The sequence below is a fragment of the Dokdonia genika genome (genome assembly GCF_042652845.1).
GTDB classification, from domain to species: Bacteria; Bacteroidota; Bacteroidia; order Flavobacteriales; family Flavobacteriaceae; genus Dokdonia; species Dokdonia donghaensis.
The window spans coordinates 124,138-142,558 of record NZ_JBHSHB010000016.1; the positions used below are offsets into that span (position 1 = coordinate 124,138).

Annotated in this window: 18 protein-coding genes and 1 tRNA gene; 12 read left to right on the forward strand and 7 right to left on the reverse strand. The window is 37.7% G+C overall.

Annotation, left to right across the window (positions count from 1 at the left end):
- The first annotated feature begins 4 nt into the window (after positions 1–4).
- Positions 5–523, forward strand: a complete 519-nt coding sequence (locus ACFO5T_RS10205; RefSeq protein WP_380034113.1) for a putative signal transducing protein — start codon at positions 5–7, stop codon at positions 521–523.
- Positions 524–533: 10 nt separating this feature from the next.
- Here ACFO5T_RS10205 and ACFO5T_RS10210 read toward each other — a convergent pair whose 3' ends face one another.
- Entirely contained in the window at positions 534–2,153 is a 1,620-nt protein-coding gene (locus ACFO5T_RS10210) for an ABC-F family ATP-binding cassette domain-containing protein (protein ID WP_380034115.1), read from the reverse strand.
- 167 nt (positions 2,154–2,320) lie between these two features.
- On the opposite strand from ACFO5T_RS10210, the gene ACFO5T_RS10215 reads away from it, so the two are divergent.
- Positions 2,321–3,733: a TlpA family protein disulfide reductase gene (locus tag ACFO5T_RS10215; RefSeq protein ID WP_380034117.1), complete on the forward strand. Its 1,413-nt coding sequence runs from the start codon at positions 2,321–2,323 to the stop codon at positions 3,731–3,733.
- A gap of 68 nt (positions 3,734–3,801) precedes the next feature.
- Here the strand turns inward: ACFO5T_RS10215 and fsa are convergent, their stop codons facing one another.
- The 4 genes from fsa to ACFO5T_RS10235 all read right to left on the reverse strand — a co-directional run bounded on the left by fsa (position 3,802) and on the right by ACFO5T_RS10235 (position 6,683).
- On the reverse strand, positions 3,802–4,458 hold the full coding sequence (fsa, locus tag ACFO5T_RS10220) for a fructose-6-phosphate aldolase (protein ID WP_298348572.1): 657 nt from the start codon (positions 4,456–4,458) through the stop codon (positions 3,802–3,804).
- Between the two features lie 81 nt (positions 4,459–4,539).
- Positions 4,540–5,343 carry an SDR family oxidoreductase gene (locus ACFO5T_RS10225; RefSeq protein ID WP_380034119.1) on the reverse strand — a complete coding sequence of 268 codons (804 nt, stop codon included), beginning with the start codon at positions 5,341–5,343 and terminating at the stop codon, positions 4,540–4,542.
- Positions 5,344–5,511: 168 nt separating this feature from the next.
- Entirely contained in the window at positions 5,512–5,955 is a 444-nt protein-coding gene (locus ACFO5T_RS10230) for a thioredoxin family protein (protein ID WP_021778823.1), read from the reverse strand.
- Between the two features lie 95 nt (positions 5,956–6,050).
- Positions 6,051–6,683 carry an NAD(P)H-dependent oxidoreductase gene (locus tag ACFO5T_RS10235; RefSeq protein ID WP_380034121.1) on the reverse strand — a complete coding sequence of 211 codons (633 nt, stop codon included), beginning with the start codon at positions 6,681–6,683 and terminating at the stop codon, positions 6,051–6,053.
- Between the two features lie 90 nt (positions 6,684–6,773).
- On the opposite strand from ACFO5T_RS10235, the gene ACFO5T_RS10240 reads away from it, so the two are divergent.
- From ACFO5T_RS10240 to ACFO5T_RS10265, 6 genes are all read left to right on the forward strand, one after another.
- The gene (locus ACFO5T_RS10240) at positions 6,774–7,169 is read left to right on the forward strand and encodes an acyl-CoA thioesterase (RefSeq protein ID WP_380034123.1); all 396 of its coding nucleotides are present in this window, start codon (positions 6,774–6,776) and stop codon (positions 7,167–7,169) included.
- The gene (locus ACFO5T_RS10245) at positions 7,169–7,837 is read left to right on the forward strand and encodes a SanA/YdcF family protein (RefSeq protein ID WP_380034125.1); all 669 of its coding nucleotides are present in this window, start codon (positions 7,169–7,171) and stop codon (positions 7,835–7,837) included. Before ACFO5T_RS10240 ends, ACFO5T_RS10245 begins: the two co-directional genes overlap by 1 nt.
- A 56-nt stretch (positions 7,838–7,893) precedes the next feature.
- Positions 7,894–10,323, forward strand: coding sequence for a gliding motility-associated ABC transporter substrate-binding protein GldG (gene gldG, locus ACFO5T_RS10250; RefSeq protein ID WP_380034127.1), 2,430 nt, complete (start codon positions 7,894–7,896; stop codon positions 10,321–10,323).
- A 119-nt stretch (positions 10,324–10,442) separates the two neighbouring features.
- The gene (gene dnaN, locus ACFO5T_RS10255) at positions 10,443–11,561 is read left to right on the forward strand and encodes a DNA polymerase III subunit beta (protein WP_021778818.1); all 1,119 of its coding nucleotides are present in this window, start codon (positions 10,443–10,445) and stop codon (positions 11,559–11,561) included.
- 166 nt (positions 11,562–11,727) lie between these two features.
- Positions 11,728–12,798, forward strand: coding sequence for a M28 family metallopeptidase (locus ACFO5T_RS10260; RefSeq protein WP_380034129.1), 1,071 nt, complete (start codon positions 11,728–11,730; stop codon positions 12,796–12,798).
- A 117-nt stretch (positions 12,799–12,915) separates the two neighbouring features.
- A tRNA-His gene (locus tag ACFO5T_RS10265) sits at positions 12,916–12,991 on the forward strand.
- 64 nt (positions 12,992–13,055) lie between these two features.
- On the opposite strand, the gene bshB1 is transcribed toward ACFO5T_RS10265, so the two are convergent.
- On the reverse strand, positions 13,056–13,772 hold the full coding sequence (bshB1, locus tag ACFO5T_RS10270) for a bacillithiol biosynthesis deacetylase BshB1 (protein WP_380034131.1): 717 nt from the start codon (positions 13,770–13,772) through the stop codon (positions 13,056–13,058).
- 50 nt (positions 13,773–13,822) lie between these two features.
- Positions 13,823–14,998: a trans-sulfuration enzyme family protein gene (locus ACFO5T_RS10275; RefSeq protein ID WP_380034133.1), complete on the reverse strand. Its 1,176-nt coding sequence runs from the start codon at positions 14,996–14,998 to the stop codon at positions 13,823–13,825.
- A gap of 166 nt (positions 14,999–15,164) precedes the next feature.
- On the opposite strand from ACFO5T_RS10275, the gene hutI reads away from it, so the two are divergent.
- The 4 genes from hutI to ACFO5T_RS10295 are packed head-to-tail and all read left to right on the forward strand — an operon-like array spanning position 15,165 to position 18,420.
- Positions 15,165–16,394 carry an imidazolonepropionase gene (hutI, locus tag ACFO5T_RS10280; protein ID WP_380034135.1) on the forward strand — a complete coding sequence of 410 codons (1,230 nt, stop codon included), beginning with the start codon at positions 15,165–15,167 and terminating at the stop codon, positions 16,392–16,394.
- Complete coding sequence (locus ACFO5T_RS10285) at positions 16,391–16,969, forward strand: hypothetical protein (protein ID WP_375251802.1); 579 nt, start codon at positions 16,391–16,393, stop codon at positions 16,967–16,969. Before hutI ends, ACFO5T_RS10285 begins: the two co-directional genes overlap by 4 nt.
- Before the next feature lies 1 nt (position 16,970).
- Positions 16,971–17,972 carry a formimidoylglutamase gene (locus tag ACFO5T_RS10290; RefSeq protein ID WP_380034137.1) on the forward strand — a complete coding sequence of 334 codons (1,002 nt, stop codon included), beginning with the start codon at positions 16,971–16,973 and terminating at the stop codon, positions 17,970–17,972.
- Positions 17,953–18,420, forward strand: coding sequence for a GNAT family N-acetyltransferase (locus tag ACFO5T_RS10295; RefSeq protein WP_375251800.1), 468 nt, complete (start codon positions 17,953–17,955; stop codon positions 18,418–18,420). Before ACFO5T_RS10290 ends, ACFO5T_RS10295 begins: the two co-directional genes overlap by 20 nt.
- Position 18,421: the final 1 nt, after the last annotated feature.

An 18,421-nucleotide genomic window follows, 5' to 3' on the forward strand; every position in this document is an offset into this window, starting at 1 on the left:
CTATATGAGTATACTACCAGATTCCCGTTATGAGAAGATCCACACTGGGTCTGCCATTGAGACAAAACGTTTACAGATCATTCTAGAAGAAAAAGGAATCCCTAGTATACTAAGAGATGATAATGAGAGTGCAAAGCTAGCCGGCTATGCGCTAGGCTCCCCAGATCAATCTAGATTACTGGTTGACAAGGAACACCTTGTAAAAGCTAAGCATATTGTAGCAGCCACACTAGAAGATTTTAAAACAAATGCCCTTACAGATGATGAGCTCAACTCACTCTCACAAGAAGAATCGCAAAGTACACCCATAAAAACAATCAATAGAAATACTACAGAAAAGAAAAAGCCAGGAGTATCTCCTGGCCGTCTTATCTTTTATGTACTCTTCTTATTATACTCCTTATGGCGTTTGTCACCTTTATTAAAGGGTGAAGAGTTACCTATGCTTCGCATTATAATAAGTGGTGCGTTAAGTATATTCTGTATTTATATGCTCATCTCTTACTTCACTAATAAAAAGTAAGGGGAGTAACCTACTCGTACATCGCCATACGCTGCTCTCTGATGCTCTTATCACTCATATACTCATCAAAGTTCATAAAGCGATCTATAACTCCTTTAGGAGTAAGCTCTATTACACGGTTACCTACTGTGCTTGCAAACTCGTGATCGTGTGTTGTGAGCATTACAGTGCCCTTAAAGTTTTTAAGCGCATTGTTAAATGCTGTAATAGACTCAAGGTCTAAGTGGTTTGTAGGTTCATCTACCATTAAGATATTTGCACGCTTCATCATCATTTTTGAAATCATACAGCGCACTTTTTCTCCCCCAGATAAAACATCAGATTTTTTAAGAGCTTCTTCACCAGAAAAAATCATTTTACCTAAGAAACCTCTTAAGAAAACCTCTTCCCTCTCCTCTTCTGTTTGTGCATACTGGCGCAGCCAGTCTACAAGGTTAAGAGTCCCATCTTGAAAATATGATGAGTTATCTAGTGGCAGGTAAGATTGTGTTGTTGTTACTCCAAAATCAAAGCTACCACTATCTGCAGTTTGATTACCATTTATAATCTCGTAAAATGCTGTAGTAGCACGACTATCTCGAGAGAATAATACAGCTTTATCTCCTTTATTTAAGTTTATATCTACGCCCTTAAATAGTGTTTCCCCATCTAGACTTGCAGTAAGACCAGCACAATTAAAAATCTGATCTCCAGCCTCACGATCTCTGTCAAATATAATACCCGGGTAACGACGGCTAGATGGCTTAATTTCTTCTATATTAAGTTTATCTATCATCTTTTTACGAGATGTAGCTTGCTTAGATTTTGCAACGTTTGCAGAGAATCTAGCGATAAACTCTTGTAATTCCTTTTTCTTCTCTTCGGCTTTTTTGTTTTGCTGTGCTCGTTGTCTTGCTGCTAGTTGAGATGACTCATACCAGAAGGTATAGTTACCACTATAGTGAGTGATCTTACCGTGATCTATATCTGATATGTGTGTACAAACTGCATCAAGAAAGTGACGGTCGTGAGAGACTACAATCACACAATTCTCATAGTTTGCTAAGAAGTTTTCTAGCCAAGCAATTGTTTCATAATCCAGGTCGTTTGTAGGCTCATCCATAATAAGCACATCTGGATTACCAAAAAGCGCCTGTGCAATTAAGACACGTACTCGCTGCTTACCATCTAGATCTGCCATAGATGTGTGGTGAAGCTCCTCTTTTATACCAAGGTTAGATAGCATTGTAGCTGCGTCACTATCTGCATTCCATCCATTCATCTCTTCAAACTGTACTTGAAGCTCTCCTATACGGTCTGCATTCTCATCTGAGTAGTCTGCATATAGTGCATCTATCTCAGACTTGATTTTATATAATGGCTTATTACCCATTACCACAGTCTCAAGTACCGCAAACTCATCATAAGCATAGTGATTTTGCTCTAGTACAGACATACGTTTACCTGGCTCTAGATGAACGTGACCAGAGGTAGGGTCTTGCTGTCCCGTTAATATTTTAAGGAACGTAGACTTCCCTGCACCATTTGCACCTATAATACCATAGCAATTGCCATTAAGAAACGAGGTGTTTACCTCGTCAAATAAAACGCGTTTACCAAATTGAACCGAAAGATTAGAAACTGATAACATAAAATTGTCTGTTTAGAGCCTGCAAAAATACCTATAATTAAAGAAATTTTAAACATTAGAATAGTAAAATGCTTTTAACGTGGCTTTAACAACTTAAACACACCGTTAAACTTATTTTTGAGAACAATGCGCTATGCTTACCTTTAAAGCATAAATTAATACCCTATATGAAATATCACATCGCTCTTCTCTCATTACTTGTAGTATTTACAACCAGTTGTATCTCTGAAGACAAAGACAAGGCAGACGGAACATATATAGGTGGTGAGATTATCAACCCTGTACAGAGCTATGTACTTTTACGTAAAGGTGAGAAAGTCACAGACAGTATACCCCTAGACAGACGTAATAGATTTTTATACAAACTGGAGAATTTTGAAAGCGGCCTTTACCGCTTTGAGCACGGAGAACACCAGATTGTTCATATTGAAGAAGGAGACAGCATCTTGTTGCGTGTAAACACAAAAGAGTTTGACGAGTCTTTAAGCTTCTCTGGTTATGGTTCAGAAAAGAGTTCATTCCTCATAGATATGTACCTTCACTGGGAGTCTGAAAACAAAAACTTTAAAAGAAAATATCAAAAAAATCCAGAGAATTTTCAAAAGACATTAGACTCAATGTCTATTATACATCAAGAAGAACTCAATACATTTTTGAACAATCCAGAAGCTACCTACTCTGAAGAATTTATAGATATTGCTAAGGCGGTTTCTAAAATGGACAATTTTCAGCGCAAGGAGCTTTACCCCTTTGCTCATTATGGTAAGGACAAACTGAATTTTATTGAAACGTTACCTGGAGACTTTTACCGCTTTCGCGAAAGCGTAGATATAAATAATCCAAACCTTGATGAGTTATACGGTTTTAGAAGATATCTGGGCTCGTATATAAATCATCTGAGCTTTTTGAGGTATGGTGACTCATCAAGTTACGACCGTATGTCTTACGTACACAATCACCACCAGATTGCGGTTATAGATAGTATTGTAAGTAATGAGCCACTTAAAGAACGTTTACTCTACCAGATGGCACGTATTTTTATTGCAAACAGCAATAATTCTCAAGAAGTGGCAACACTGTTTGACGAGATTAAAGCAGTATCTTCTTCACAAGAAACAATAGCAGATATAGATGCCCTTTATGCAAATAATAAAAGTATGGAGGCCGGTAATGTCATACCAGATGTTCTTATTGTAGACACAAACCTAGCAATGAGCACGCTGTCTAGTCGCATTACAAAACCAACGGTACTATACTTTTGGTCTTATTTAAGAAAGTCACATATGAACAATTCTCATAAAAAGGCTCAAGACCTTCAAAAAAAATATCCTGAGTTTAATTTTATTGCGATTAATGTCAACAAGGAACAAGACAAATGGTTACGTCATCTAGACAATAAGAATTATAATTCCCTTATGGAATATCAACTTGCAAAGCCCGTTTTAGGAAGAAAGCAACTTGTACTCAATGATATTAACAAGACAATAGTGCTAGATAGAAAAGGTGTGATTCTTAATAGCCACGCAAACATACACAGTCCAAAGTTTGAGAATGAGCTTCTTGCCTATTTAAATCAATAGACCACATATAATCACATAAAAAAGCCTCCTTATTAAGGAGGCTTTTTATGCTTAGTAATTAATGAGGATTACTTGTTACCCTTCTCATAGTCTGCTAGAAACTTAGCAAGACCACTATCTGTAAGTGGGTGTCTTAATAATCCCTCTATAGAAGATAAAGGACCTGTCATAACATCTGCCCCTATTTTTGCACAATCTATTACGTGCATTGTATGCCTTACTGAGGCAGCTAGAATTTGTGTATCAAACATATAGTTATCATATATGTGACGTATCTCTGTTATAAGATTAAGTCCATCTGTAGAGATATCATCTAGTCTCCCTATAAATGGAGATACATATGTTGCACCAGCCTTTGCAGCAAGTAATGCTTGCCCGCAAGAAAATACAAGGGTACAGTTAGTACGTATTCCTTTATCAGAAAAATATTTTATAGCCTTAATACCGTCCTTGATCATAGGCACCTTTACGACAATTTGCTCGTGTAATGCAGCGAGCTCCTCCCCTTCCTTAATCATCTCATCATAAGTAGTAGAGATCACCTCTGCACTCACATCTCCTGTAGCAATAGCACAGATATCCTTATAGTGTTGTAAGATATTCTCACGGCCTGTGATACCTTCTTTTGCCATAAGTGATGGGTTTGTAGTTACCCCGTCAAGAACACCAAGGTCTTGCGCTTCTCTAATCTGGTCTAAGTTTGCGGTGTCTATAAAAAATTTCATAGGTTTTTATTTTGTTGATTATACACAAATGTAGCTAAAAGTGATAAGTGGTTTCCCTTACAAGGATTAATTGTTTGTTAACTACAAGCCGTAATGGTTGAGCAACAGTTTTTCATACCAAGTATCTGGCAGCATACGCTTAAGTGCTATACTAAAACGTTGCATAAAGAACCCAACTCGATAATGCACTTTTGGATTTTTTGATTCCATAACGCGTTTTATGACTTTTGCCATAATAGCGGTGTCCATTCCTTTATCTACGTGCTCATCCATAAGAGCTAGCGTGTTCTTATAATTATCTTTATAAGGCGAGTTATCTAGTACGGGAGCGTGATATCTACCCGCAGCAATATTGGTTGCAAAATCGCCTGGTGCTACGGTAGTCATCTTCACATTAAACTCTTTAAGTTCCATACGGTATGCCTCTGTAGTGATACCTAGTGCACCTTTTGTAGCTGAGTAAATACCGCGATACGGTAACCCCATATATCCAGCTATAGATGTAATATTTATTACCATACCAGAGCGCTGTGCTCGCATAGTAGGTAATACTGCTTTAATCACTTCTAGCGCGCCAAAGTAATTTGTTTCAAAAACACGTCTCGTCTCAGTATCTGGAGTTTCTTCAAGAGGTCCGGTTATGCCCATACCTGCATTATTTATAAGGTAATCAATTTTACCTTCGGCTTTGAGGAGTGTGGCTACGGCTACCGTTATGGTTTCTGGCTTTGTTACATCAAGTGCGAGCATATGCACACCATTTTCTAAACTATTTTTAGGATTACGGCTTGTACCATAGACGGTGTATGAATGATTTACTAAAAACTGTGCGATGGCTTGCCCTATACCAGAAGAGGCACCGGTGATTAAAACTACTTTTGACATATGTTATTTTAGAGTGGGTCAAAGATAAGAAGATATCACCTTTACAGATACCTTCGTCTCAAATTACTAAGGAAGAGTTGATGGGTTGTTATTACGCTTTCGCGAAAGCGTAAAAAAAAAGCGCCCAATTACTTGAACGCTTTTAAAATAATTTCTTTTGAACCGTTATTATAAGCGACGTGCTTTATCAAAAAACGCGTAGTACGGTGCTGTGTCTCGTAGCATACTGTATCCAGACACTTCGTCTTTTCTTCTTCCATTTGCATCTAGTAATAGTACGGTAGGGAAAGACTTGTCTCTATTATACTTGTCTTGCAGCTTCATATTTTTCTTTTTCTGCTCTGGTGTGATGATATCTTCTCTAAAAGGAATATCTATCTCGAGTAGCACAAAGTCGTCTGCCTGCTGGATAAATTTATCTGTTTCCCAAAGATCTTTTTTAAGCATTTTGCACGGGCCGCACCAGTCACTACCTGTAAAATACATTAAGATAGGCTTACCTTGACGCTGTGCTACTTTTTTTGCTTTATCAAAATCTGTGTACCATTTTGCCTGCTGCGCTTGCATAGTCGCTGCCGAAATGAGTAGTAAAAAGACGATGAGTTTTTTCATTATAGTTGTTTTAGGGCTGTTGCAAATTTAAAACTTCTAGAAATAAACAACAATCTTGCCACAATATTGTAATTGCCTACAATTTACAAAACATACTATAATTCTAAAACTGCATTTGCAATAGGTTTTCTCACCTTCTTTAAGGAAGAAAACATATCATCTTCTGCTCTATACCCTACTGGCATAACCAGTACTGGCTGTATGCCGTGTTTATCTAGGTCAAGCAACTTGCTGTAACCTTCTGGAGAAAAGCCTTCCATAGGGCAGGCGTCTATCTCTTCTAGCGCACAAACGGTAAGTAAATTACCCATTGCGAGATATGCTTGCTTTGTCGCCCAGAGATGATTATCTGCAACACTTACGTTTTTAAAATGGTCTAATAGATAATCTTTAAAAGGTTTTAGAACCTCGTCTGGTGTGTTGCGTGTGGCCTTGACATTATTAAAGTAATCTTCTACATAGGTGCCGTCTACGTTTTTTTCTATACAAAATACAAGTACGTGAGAAGCATCTGCCACCTGCTGCTGGTTCATTGTTACAGGTACTAAAGCCTCTTGCTGCTTTTTATCACTTATAATTACAAGTCGCACGGGCTGTAACCCAAAACTTGTGGCCGTAAGATTAAAGGCATTTTTTAAAATATCTATTTGAGCGCTAGAGAGCATACGCTTGTTATCAAACTTTTTAGTCGCATACCTCCATTTTAAAGCTTCTATTACTTGTAGCATTTGTTCTGTTTTTAGACCTTGCAAAGATACAGACACAAGGCTGCATATCTAGTATATTATGCAGTAAGAATTACTAAGTCACATCTATCTATGCTTACAGTACAACAACGTATTAAAGAAAGTGAGACACGCATCTTTAAAGCGGTTTTTCCTAATACGACTAATCATTATGACACCCTCTTTGGGGGTACCGCATTACATATGATGGACGAGGCTGCTTTTATATGTGCAACACGTTTTAGCCGTAAGAAGGTTGTTACTATATCTACAGATAAGATAGATTTTACAAAGGCCATTCCAGAGGGCACCATTGTAGAACTTATTGCTCAGGTAGAATCTGTAGGCAATACAAGCTGTGTAGTACGCGTTGAGATTTACAAAGAAGATATGTATAGCTATGATCGCGAGCTAGCCGTTGCAGGTAAATTTACCTTTGTCGCTATAAATGATGACAAGAAACCTATTACTATTATTGATAAGGCCTAGTGAGAAAAATTATTAAGAAAATAACCATTCTACTCTTTGCTTTTTTGGCACTTCTTGCTTGTGGGATATTTATACTCTCTGGCCACGTTAAATCTAGCACTAGAGATCAAACTTATAATAATATTACCGAGGTACCTCAAGCTTATACAGTTATCGTACTAGGTGCTAGTGTGAGATCTAACGGTGATCTATCTACTATGCTAGAAGATAGAGTATCGAGCGCGCTCTCGCTCTATCGCGCGGGTAAAGTATCTAGATTTTTACTCTCTGGAGATAATGGTACAAAATCTTATAATGAGCCTAAGGCTATGCAACAGTACCTTATTAACCAAGGTGTGCCAGAAGAAGATATATTTTTAGATTATGCAGGTTTTGACACCTATGATAGTATGTATCGAGCAAGCTCAGTTTTTGATGTAAAGGAAGCTATTGTAGTAACTCAAAAATTTCACCTACCTCGAGCACTTTTTATTGCAAATAGATTAGGTCTTGACTATTACGGCTTTATAGGAGATAAACATATCTACCAGCGTGAGAATGCTAATAAGCGCAGAGAACTTCTGGCAAATGTAAAAGCATACCTAGAGCTAGGCATAAGTAAAGAGCCTACCTATCTAGGGGCAAAAATCCCAATAGATGGGCCTCCTCAATCTACATACTCAGATTAAAATGTATTTCAAAAATTAAAAAATCTACTGTAGTTTTACTCAAAAAAAGTAACCCATTGTACGCAATATTAAAAAAGGAAATCACCACATTTTTCTCCTCCCCTATAGGCTACTTAGTCGTAGGGTTATTTCTAGTGGTCACAGGATTATTTTTATGGGTTTTTGAAGGAGAATTTAACATTCCTAACTCAGGCTTTGCAGACCTTGCTCCATTTTTTCTTATTGCCCCGTGGATGTTTACTTTCCTTATTCCTGCGGTAACAATGCGCAGTTTTAGTGAAGAAAAAAAAGCAGGAACCTTAGAATTATTACTCACAAAACCCATTACTACACTACAACTTACGCTAGGTAAATATCTAGGTGCTTACAGCCTCATAATTATTGCTATTATACCTACGTTAATGTATGTGCTCGCTATATATATGCTAGGTAATCCCTTAGGTAATCTAGACGTAGGTGTAACCATAGGGTCATATGCTGGACTCGTACTACTTGCCAGTATTTATACGGCATTAGGAATATTTATATCTGCCTGTACTAGTAATCAAATTGTTGCCTTTATTGCGTCAGTAGCGCTTTGCTTTTTTCTCTATTTTGGAATTGAAGGTATCGTAGCCTACAGCAGCCTAGAGGGTACTACAACCTTATTATCAAGCTTAAGTATTAAATCACATTATGAAAGTATAAGTAGAGGAGTCATAGACACGAGAGACCTTATCTATTTTATAAGTGTAACTGCGTTTTTTATCATACTCACGATATGGAGATTGCAAAAAAACCAATACACTTACGTGAAAAAAATCTCTAACATAGCGCAACCGCTACTCTTGTTTGTAGGGTTACTACTTATAAATTATGCAGGTTCATTTGCACATAAACGTTATGACCTAACTCAAGATGGTAGGTATACTATAAGCACGCCTACAAAGGAATTATTAGACCAAATTAAAAGTCCGCTTATCATAGATGTTTTTCTTGAAGGAGACTTTCCTGCAGAATTTAAAAAGCTTCAGAACGAGACGCGCTACCTTCTTGAAGAAATGCAGGCTCACAATCCTAATATTTACTTTGAGTTTTCAAACCCTGTAGAGCCTGGCGAAACGACCGCTCAAGTAGCAGGGCAATTTAACGAGTTTGGAATGACCACTATCCCGCTTAAAGTAAAACAAGACGGCAAGGAGACTACTCAAACTATTTTCCCCTGGGCTACTATTAACTTTAATGGTAAAGCCGTTCCTGTTTCTTTAGTAAAAAATGTGGTTGGGTCTTCTCCAGAACAGCTGGTTTATGCGTCTATTCAAAATCTTGAGTATGCCTTTGCAGAGGGGCTAAACATCTCTTTAAATGCAAAGTCTAAGCGCATAGCAGTACTACGAAATAATGGTGAATTACCAGATGCAAAAATTGCAGATATGTTCCGTAAGCTGGGTGATACTTATAATATTGCACCCTTCCCAATGGAGGTGGCAAACCAAGATCCAGAAAAAGCACTCAAAGCCTTACAAAACACCTTTGACCTCGTGGTTATCGCAAAGCCTACAAAGGCATTTACAGAGCAACAAAAATATGTGATAGATCAATATATTATAAACGGCGGAAACAGCCTCTGGATGCTCGATGCTGTCGCAATAGAAGATGATAGTCTGCGTAATGATGCAGGTAAAACAGTTGCATTTCCTAGAAATCTCAATCTGGACGATCAACTCTTTAAGTATGGTATACGCATTAATCCCTCACTAGTAGTAGACCTCTACTCTGCTCCACTAAGTGTAGCATCTGGAGAAGGAAGTGAGTCACAATACATACAACTACCGTGGTTATACAGACCACAGGTACCTAGCCTTAACACCCACCCTATAAATACTAATATTGAAAAACCGGTACGCTTTAACTACGCAAACCCTATAGAACTTCTTGAGTCTAATAATGAACTCTCAAAAACAGTATTATTACAATCTAGTATCTATACAAAGGTAGAAGCAACCCCTAGAGAAATTGCACTTGCACAAGTAGACATAGAACCTCAGGAGGCAGATTTTCAAGCAGGACAACAACCACTAGCTGTTTTAGTAGAAGGTGCATTTTCTTCGGCATTTACAAATCGTGTGTTACCAGATGGAAGTGATAAAGAACGCTTTCGCGAAAGCGCAACAAACCCTTCAAAACTCATACTAATATCTGATGGTGACATTATAGCAAACGAACTAGATAGCCGCGGGCAGCCACTAGAATTAGGCTTTGACTACTACACGAGAACCAGCTATGGTAACAAAGAGTTTTTGCTTAATGCGGTTAATTACCTGCTCGATGATAATGGTCTTATTAACATAAGAAGTAAAAAAATTGCCCTTCCATTTATAGACACCCAGAAGGTTTCAAAAGAGATCACCACGTGGCAAGTCTTGACCATTGGGCTTCCGCTTGTGATACTACTTATTTTTGGTGTCATATATACCGCAATAAGAAAGCGCCGTTACGCCCGCTAGATGTTGATAAGTTAATTTCTAAAGCCGTCGCATTTCAAATATATTTGTAAGTAGTGTGCAGGTAATTTATTGCATCACTTTATATTCAATTTTCTTGCATAGCAAAACCTAATAATACTATGAAATTTATAGTCTCTAGCTCTTACCTTCTCAAACAACTACAAGTGTTGGGAGGGGTGATTAATAATAGCAACACATTACCTATACTAGATAATTTTCTTTTTGAACTTGATGGTAACGCCCTTACGGTTTCGGCATCAGATTTAGAAACTACAATGACTTCAAAACTTGATGTAGAGTCCAGTGATAATGGAGCTATTGCATTACCAGCGCGTTTGTTACTAGACACGCTTAAAACATTTCCTGAGCAACCCCTAACTTTTACTCAGCACGAAAATAATACCATAGAGATAAGCTCTAACCACGGTAAATATGCACTAGCATATGCAGATGGTGCAGAGTTTCCTAATGCCGTATCACTAGAAGATCCTAGTGTGGTAAAAATACCTGGAAGCGTGCTTGCTACGGCTATAAGCAACACCATATTTGCAACAGGTAACGACGATTTACGCCCAGTAATGAGCGGCGTTTTCTTTCAGTTTGCAACAGATGGTTTAACCTTTGTAGCAACAGATGCTCACAAGCTTGTAAAGTATGGTCGTACAGATGTTGTAGCATCACAGGCAGCAGAGTTTATTATGCCTAAAAAACCACTTAACTTACTTAAAGGAATCCTTTCTACATCTGACGATGAGATATCTGTAGAGTACAACGAGAGCAATGCAAAATTTACTTTTGATAACGTAGAGCTTGTATGTAGACTTATAGATGGTAAATACCCTAACTATGAGGCCGTAATACCTAAGGAGAACCCAAATAGACTTACTATAGACCGCAACCAGTTTTTAAACTCTGTGCGTCGTGTATCTATTTTCTCAAATAAAACAACACACCAGATACGTCTTAAAATTGCTGGAGCAGAACTTAACATCTCTGCCGAAGATATAGATTACAGCAACAAGGCAGAAGAGAGACTTACTTGTGATTACCAAGGTGATGATATGCAAATAGGTTTTAACTCAAGATTCTTAACAGAGATGCTTAATAATATGAACGCAAATGATGTTTCTCTAGAGATGTCACTTCCTAATAGAGCAGGTATCTTAACTCCAGTAGATGGTCTTGATGAAGGTGAGCAAGTAACAATGCTTGTAATGCCAGTAATGCTTAACAACTAAGAGACTTACATCTCATAAAGTAATACCATAATGCCACTCTTAACTAGAGTGGCATTTTTTATGCAGTTTCTGTACGCTTTCGCGAAAGCGTACTAACAGCATTTACAGCACTCCTCTATTTTATTCGGTTGAATTCTGTACTTTTAGCAATCTTAAAATAAAATGAATGAAAAAATATTTTGCGCTTTTAGGACTAAGCCTTGTTGCACTATCTTGTAATGAATCAAAAAAAGTAGTTACTCCAGCACAACCAGAAGGTCCTGTTATTATAGATGTAACTACACTTGAAAGTAATGATGTAGATGTACGTAAATACACAAACACCATCACCGAAGGAGAACTCAAAGAAATGCTCTACGTGTATGCCAGTGATGAATTTGAAGGGCGTAACACAGGAGACCCAGGTCAAAAAAAGGCAGCAGCATACCTTGTAAACTATTATAAAGAACTAGACGTACAACCAGGTAATAATGGTGATTACTATCAAATCGTTCCAAATACATTTTTTAGAAAAGGAAGCGGACTTAATGATTCTGAAAATGTTCTTGCTTTTATAAAAGGGTCAGAAAAGCCAGAAGAGGTTCTTGTACTCTCTGCACACCTAGATCACGTAGGTATGGACGCAAAAGGAAATGTATATAACGGTGCAGACGATGATGGTTCTGGAACAGTAGCTTTACTTGAGATTGCAGAGGCTTTTAAACAAGCTGTTAAAGATGGTAAGGGACCTAAACGTTCTATCCTATTTTTACACGTTACAGGTGAAGAGAAAGGTCTTTATGGATCAAAATATTATTCAGAAAATCCAGTATACCCACTTGCAAATACCATTGCAGATCTTAACATTGATATGATAGGTCGTAATGATGATGCGCACAAAGAAGATAATAACTATGTATACCTCATAGGCTCTGATAAGCTTAGTACAGATTTACACAATATCTCATCTGCAGTAAATGCAAAGTACTTTGACATCAACCTAGACTACCGTTATAATGTAGAAAATGAACCTAACAGATTTTACTACCGCTCAGACCACTATAACTTTGCAAAGCACAATGTGCCAGTAATCTTCTACTTTAATGGAACGCACGATGATTATCATAAAATAAGTGATACTCCAGATAAGATCAACTATCCTTTACTTGAGAAGCGCACAAAGCTCGTTTTTGCAACAGCGTGGGAACTTGCAAACAGAAAAGAAAAACCGGTAGTAGATAAAGCCGAAAAAGAGTAAAACAAAAACAACTCATTATCAGAATTATAAAAAATGGAGCAAAAAAATGCTCCATTTTTTTTGATAAAAGGTTGTACATCTATTAATATTAATTATCTTTGCACTCGCAATTAAAATGGTGGTTGTAGCTCAGCTGGTTAGAGCGCTGGTTTGTGGTACCAGAGGTCGCCGGTTCGAAACCGGTCTTCCACCCTTAAAAAAAAGCTATCCTTCTGGATAGCTTTTTTGTTTTTATATGCCTTGTGTGTTGTGAGCTCTTATATTAAGTCAAATAAGCTATCTACAGCTGCATATCGCTCTACAGTAAAACCTTCACCATACTCTGTACCTATAAGTCTACCTAGATCTCTTGCTCTATAGTTTATACTATCTTTAAAAGTCTTACTAGATATAGGCGTATCTCCTTCCTTATTATTTGGATCGTGAAACTGTGATGTGTAAGCAAACACAGCCTCACATTTTTTATCTATAAAGCCACTTACATCAACTACCACATCTGGCTCTATATTTTGCCACTGTATATAGTGATACACAGTTTTGGGACGCCATTTTTCTTGAGGCTTTCCTTCTACTATAGTTTCTATTTTTTTAAGACCGCTTAAAAAGCAAGCATCACTGGTTAATTTACTTCCTTTACCGTGATCTATATGCCTATCTGTTATAGCATTACAGAGTACCATTTCTGGTTGATATTTACGTATGATTTCTATGATTTTGAGTTGGCTTTCTTTATCATTTACAAAGAATCCATCTGCAAGTGCGATATTTTCTCGTACGCTCACGCCTAAAATCTTTGCTGCATTTGCTGCCTCTACATCACGTATCTCTGCAGATCCTCTGGTGCCTAACTCTCCCCTTGTAAGATCAAGAATACCTACTATCTTTCCGTTTGCTATTTCCTTTGCTATCGTTGCACCACAGCCCAACTCTACGTCGTCTGGATGTGCTCCTATAGCTAGTATGTCTAATTTCATAAAATATATTGTTATAATGCCTGTAATGGCATTTTATAAGTCGTACAATTCTAGTCTGCTATTATTGTTGCTTTTTTAAGTACAACTTCAAGCGCTTGATCAATATCTGCCATAAGATCTTTTTTCTCTTCTATACCTACAGAAAAGCGTATCAAGCCATCTGCAATGCCTTGTTTTGCACGCTCTTCTTCTCCTAGTAAAAAGTGAGAGGTTTGCGCTGGGCAAAGCATTGTACTCTCTACACCTGCAAGACTCATAGAAGGTTTTATAAGTTTAAGCGCTTTTTGAAACTCCTCTGCATCAATGTGTGGTGCTAACTCGAAGGACATCATACCACCAAAACCGCTCATTTGCTTTTTTGCAAGAGCATAGTCAGGATGCGACTTGAGACCTGGATAATACACCTTATCTATTTCCTCCTTTTTATCGAGCCATTTGGCAAGCTTCTTTGCATTTCTATTTTGAGCTTTAACACGTAGCGCCATTGTCTTGATACTACGCTCAAGCATCCAGACCATAAGATCACTTAAGCTTCCTCCTAGATTTTTACCTAGGTTCCAGATACGGTCTATATGCTCTTGACTTGCTGCAACGGCTCCTGCACAGATATCACTATGACCACCCATATATTTTGTTGCCGAGTGTATCATTATATCTATGCCAAAATCTTTTGGATTTTGATTTACAGGTGATGCAAAGGTGTTATCTATCATCGTTACAATGCCGTGCTTTTTGGCTAGTGCAGAGACCATTTCCATATCTGTCACTTTCATAAGCGGGTTAGACGGTGTCTCTATGTAGATAACTTTGGTTTGTGGGGTGATCGCTTTCGCGAAAGCGGCCTCACTAAGATCTTCTGTAAACGTATAGGTGATACCATATTTATCAAACTCCTCCACCACAAGATTATAAGTCCCTCCGTATAAAGTTTCTTGTAATACAATGTGATCGCCACTTCTTAAAAACGCAAGTAAGGTTGTGCTCACTGCAGCCATACCACTGCCAAAAATCATTCCCGCCTCAGTTTTTTCTAAAGCTGCAATTTTCTTGCTTAGACCTTCTTGGTTAGGTGTATTAAAATAACGTGGATAGCGCTTTACATCTACATCCATAAAGGCATATGAAGATGACATAAATATAGGAGAAACAGCTCCTTGAAACTGCTCGTCTTTTACTTCTCCCGTGTGAGTACAAATGGTATTGAGACCCTGGTTTGACTTTGACATAACTTTACTTTTTTTAATGTTCTAAAAATACAAAAAACACCTAGAGCACCTCTCTCATTATTAAAGAATAAAATAGTGTACTCTAGGCCAATGGCTTAGCACAGTTTTAGACATTCTCTTAAAAATGTTAATGCAATAGTCGTATAAAGTTGCTACCTTTAAAAGGATGAAATTGATTACTAACATATATCAGCTTTTAGTAACTGGAGAATATGATAAGCCTCTTTGTGGCAAGGAGATGGGTGCTATGCCGTATATTGAGAATGCGTATCTCGTAATAGATGAAGATCGCATTTATGAGTACGGTAGTATGGATGATTTACATCCCATCGCTGTAGATGAAGTTATAGACGCAACGGGTCAAATAGTATTACCTATGTGGTGCGACTCACACACGCATCTAGTATTTGCTACAACTCGTGAAGATGAGTTTGTAGATCGCATAAAAGGCTTGAGTTATCAAGAGATTGCTGCCAGAGGTGGTGGAATTTTGAACAGTGCTCGCAAGTTACAGGCAATGAGCGAAGATGAACTTTATGAAGATGCATTAGAGAGCTTATCACAATGTATTAAAACGGGTACTGGGGCTATAGAGATTAAAACAGGTTATGGTCTTACAGTAGCGTCAGAACTTAAGATGCTGCGCGTTATTAAAAGACTCAGTACTGCCGTAAATATCCCTGTAAAAGCAACGCTACTAGCTGCTCACGCTATACCAGAACGTCATAAACAAAATAGAGAAGCTTATATAGATGAGATTGTAAATGAGATGATACCAGCATTTACAAAGGAGTCATTAGTAGATTTTATAGACATATTTTGTGAAACAGGATACTTTACTGTAGCAGAAATGGATACCATAGTAAACGCAGGAAAGGAGCACGGCTTAAAACCTAAGGTACACGTCAACCAGTTTACAAGTATAGGTGGTATACAGAAAGCTATAGAGCTTGAAGCACTCACCGTAGATCATCTAGAAGAACTTACCGAAAAAGATATAGATGCATTAAAAACATCAAATACGATACCGGTAGCCTTACCAGGCTGTTCTTTCTTCTTAAATATACCATATACACCCGCACGCAAGATTATAGACGCAGGCCTATCTTTTGCTGTGGCAACGGACTACAATCCAGGATCATCACCTAGCAGCTCTATGAATTTTATAGTCTCACAGGCGTGCATCAATCTTAAAATGACCCCTGCAGAGGCAATTGTTGCAGCTACTATAAATGGTGCATTTGCAATGGATGTTGCAAAAGAAACTGGAAGTATTACAAAAGGAAAAAAAGCAAATTTAATAATTACTAAACCCCTACCCTCTTACAATGCAATTCCCTATCATTTTGGACAACACCAGATTGATAAGGTAATTGTAAATGGAGAAGTCTTATGATTATACCTAATTTTTCTATCGTACCGGGAAGCCCGGTAAGTGACATTTTTATTGAACACGAAGTTAAAACCTTCTACGAGGCGATACGCAAAGTGCAAAATCTACCGTACGGCAGAGTAGAAAACCCTTTGGAGTTTGGAAGCATTATTACAAATGGTCGAGGTACCTGTAGTACTAAGCACGCGACCCTTAAAATGCTTACAGATGAGCACGCAATTTATGGTTTACAGTTAGAACTTGCCATATACGCTATGAGTGAAGAGAACACCCCAGGTGTGGGAGCGACTCTTGATAAATACAACCTGCCATATATGCTAGAAGCTCATACCTTTTTATGCTATGATGATGAGGTGTATGATTACACATTTGCACAGTCTAAAAACCTTACGTGGACAGATTCTATACTTATGCAAACCACAATAGATACAGATCAGATAGGTGAGTATAAAAAGAGCTATCACAAATCTGTACTTGCAGACTGGATAAAAAGAGATCACTTACCATACACGCTAGACGAACTCTATACTATAAGAGAAGAGTGTATTGAAGCGCTCTCAAACGCAACAACGCATTGATATGATACAGCTACACATTGCAACAGAAAGTGATATTAAACCATTCACACATCTTCGAGCTGGTGAAACCAAGCTAGGAGAAACCTTGCAACTATGTGATAGCCTAGATGACGTTGTAAATAATAATTGCACCTATGTTCTTTTTGGAATTTGTGAGGATATAGGTATTCGTGCAAATTACGGTAAGCCCGGGGCAGTAAAAGCTTGGGGAAGCTTTATAAAAGCTCTAGTAAACGTTCAAGACAATCATTTTAATAATGGTAACGATATCCTACTATTAGGTCATATAGCTGTATCTCCAGATATAGACGATATAGATAAGGAGAATCCAGAAACACTAGGTAGTATTGTAGCAAGAATAGATAGTAAAGTAGCTACCGTGGTAAACCGCATAGTAAGTGCAGGGAAAATACCTATAGTGATAGGAGGTGGTCATAATAATGCCTACGGAAATATAAAAGGTACTGCAACGGCTTTGCAAAAAGCGATAAATGTCATCAATTTTGATGCTCATACAGATTTAAGAAAAACAGATTATAGACATAGCGGTAATGGCTTTACGTATGGACTAGAAAGTGAGAACTCATATCTCAACACCTATTGTATCTTCGGGTTACATAAAAACTACACACCACAGTATATTTACAATATGATAGCTACTCGCGATCATATCTCCGTTTTTGATATAGAAGATATGCTGTTAGAAAGTAAACAGGTAGAAAATTTTGAAACCGCTATCTCCCAGTTAAGTGACAATACACTGGGTATTGAGATAGATGTAGATAGTATTGCAAATTTCTCAAGTAGTGCACAAACGCCTTCTGGATTTAACTTAGAGGTGATGCGTTATTTTTTAGGCCAGCTTGCAAGAAAGACTAAATGTGGTTATTTACATATTTGTGAGGCCGCTCCAACAAAGAAAAATTATCAACAAGTAGGTAAAGCATTATCTTACCTCGTTACAGACTTTATAAGAAATCATCGTGAACATTATACCCTATAACACAAAGCATAAAGACGCCTTCAAACATCTTAATATAGAATGGCTAGAGACCTATTTTTATGTAGAACCTTATGACTTAGAAGTATTAAGTAAGCCAGAAACTTACATTATAAATAAAGGAGGATACATATTTTTTGCCCAGCACAATGATGAGATTGTTGGCACCGTAGCGCTTATGCCCACAGCAGTAAACGGGGTATTAGAACTTACAAAAATGGCAGTATCTCCACAGGCCAGAGGTCTGGGCATAGGTCAAAAATTAATGGAGCATTGTATCGCTTTCGCGAAAGCGGAAAACCTTTCAAAACTCATACTCTATTCAAACACCATTCTAGAAAATGCTATTCATATTTATAAAAAATGGGGTTTTATTGAGATTCCCGTAGAAGAAAATGCATCATACGAGCGAGCAAACATAAAAATGGAAAAAATAATTAATCATAAATAAC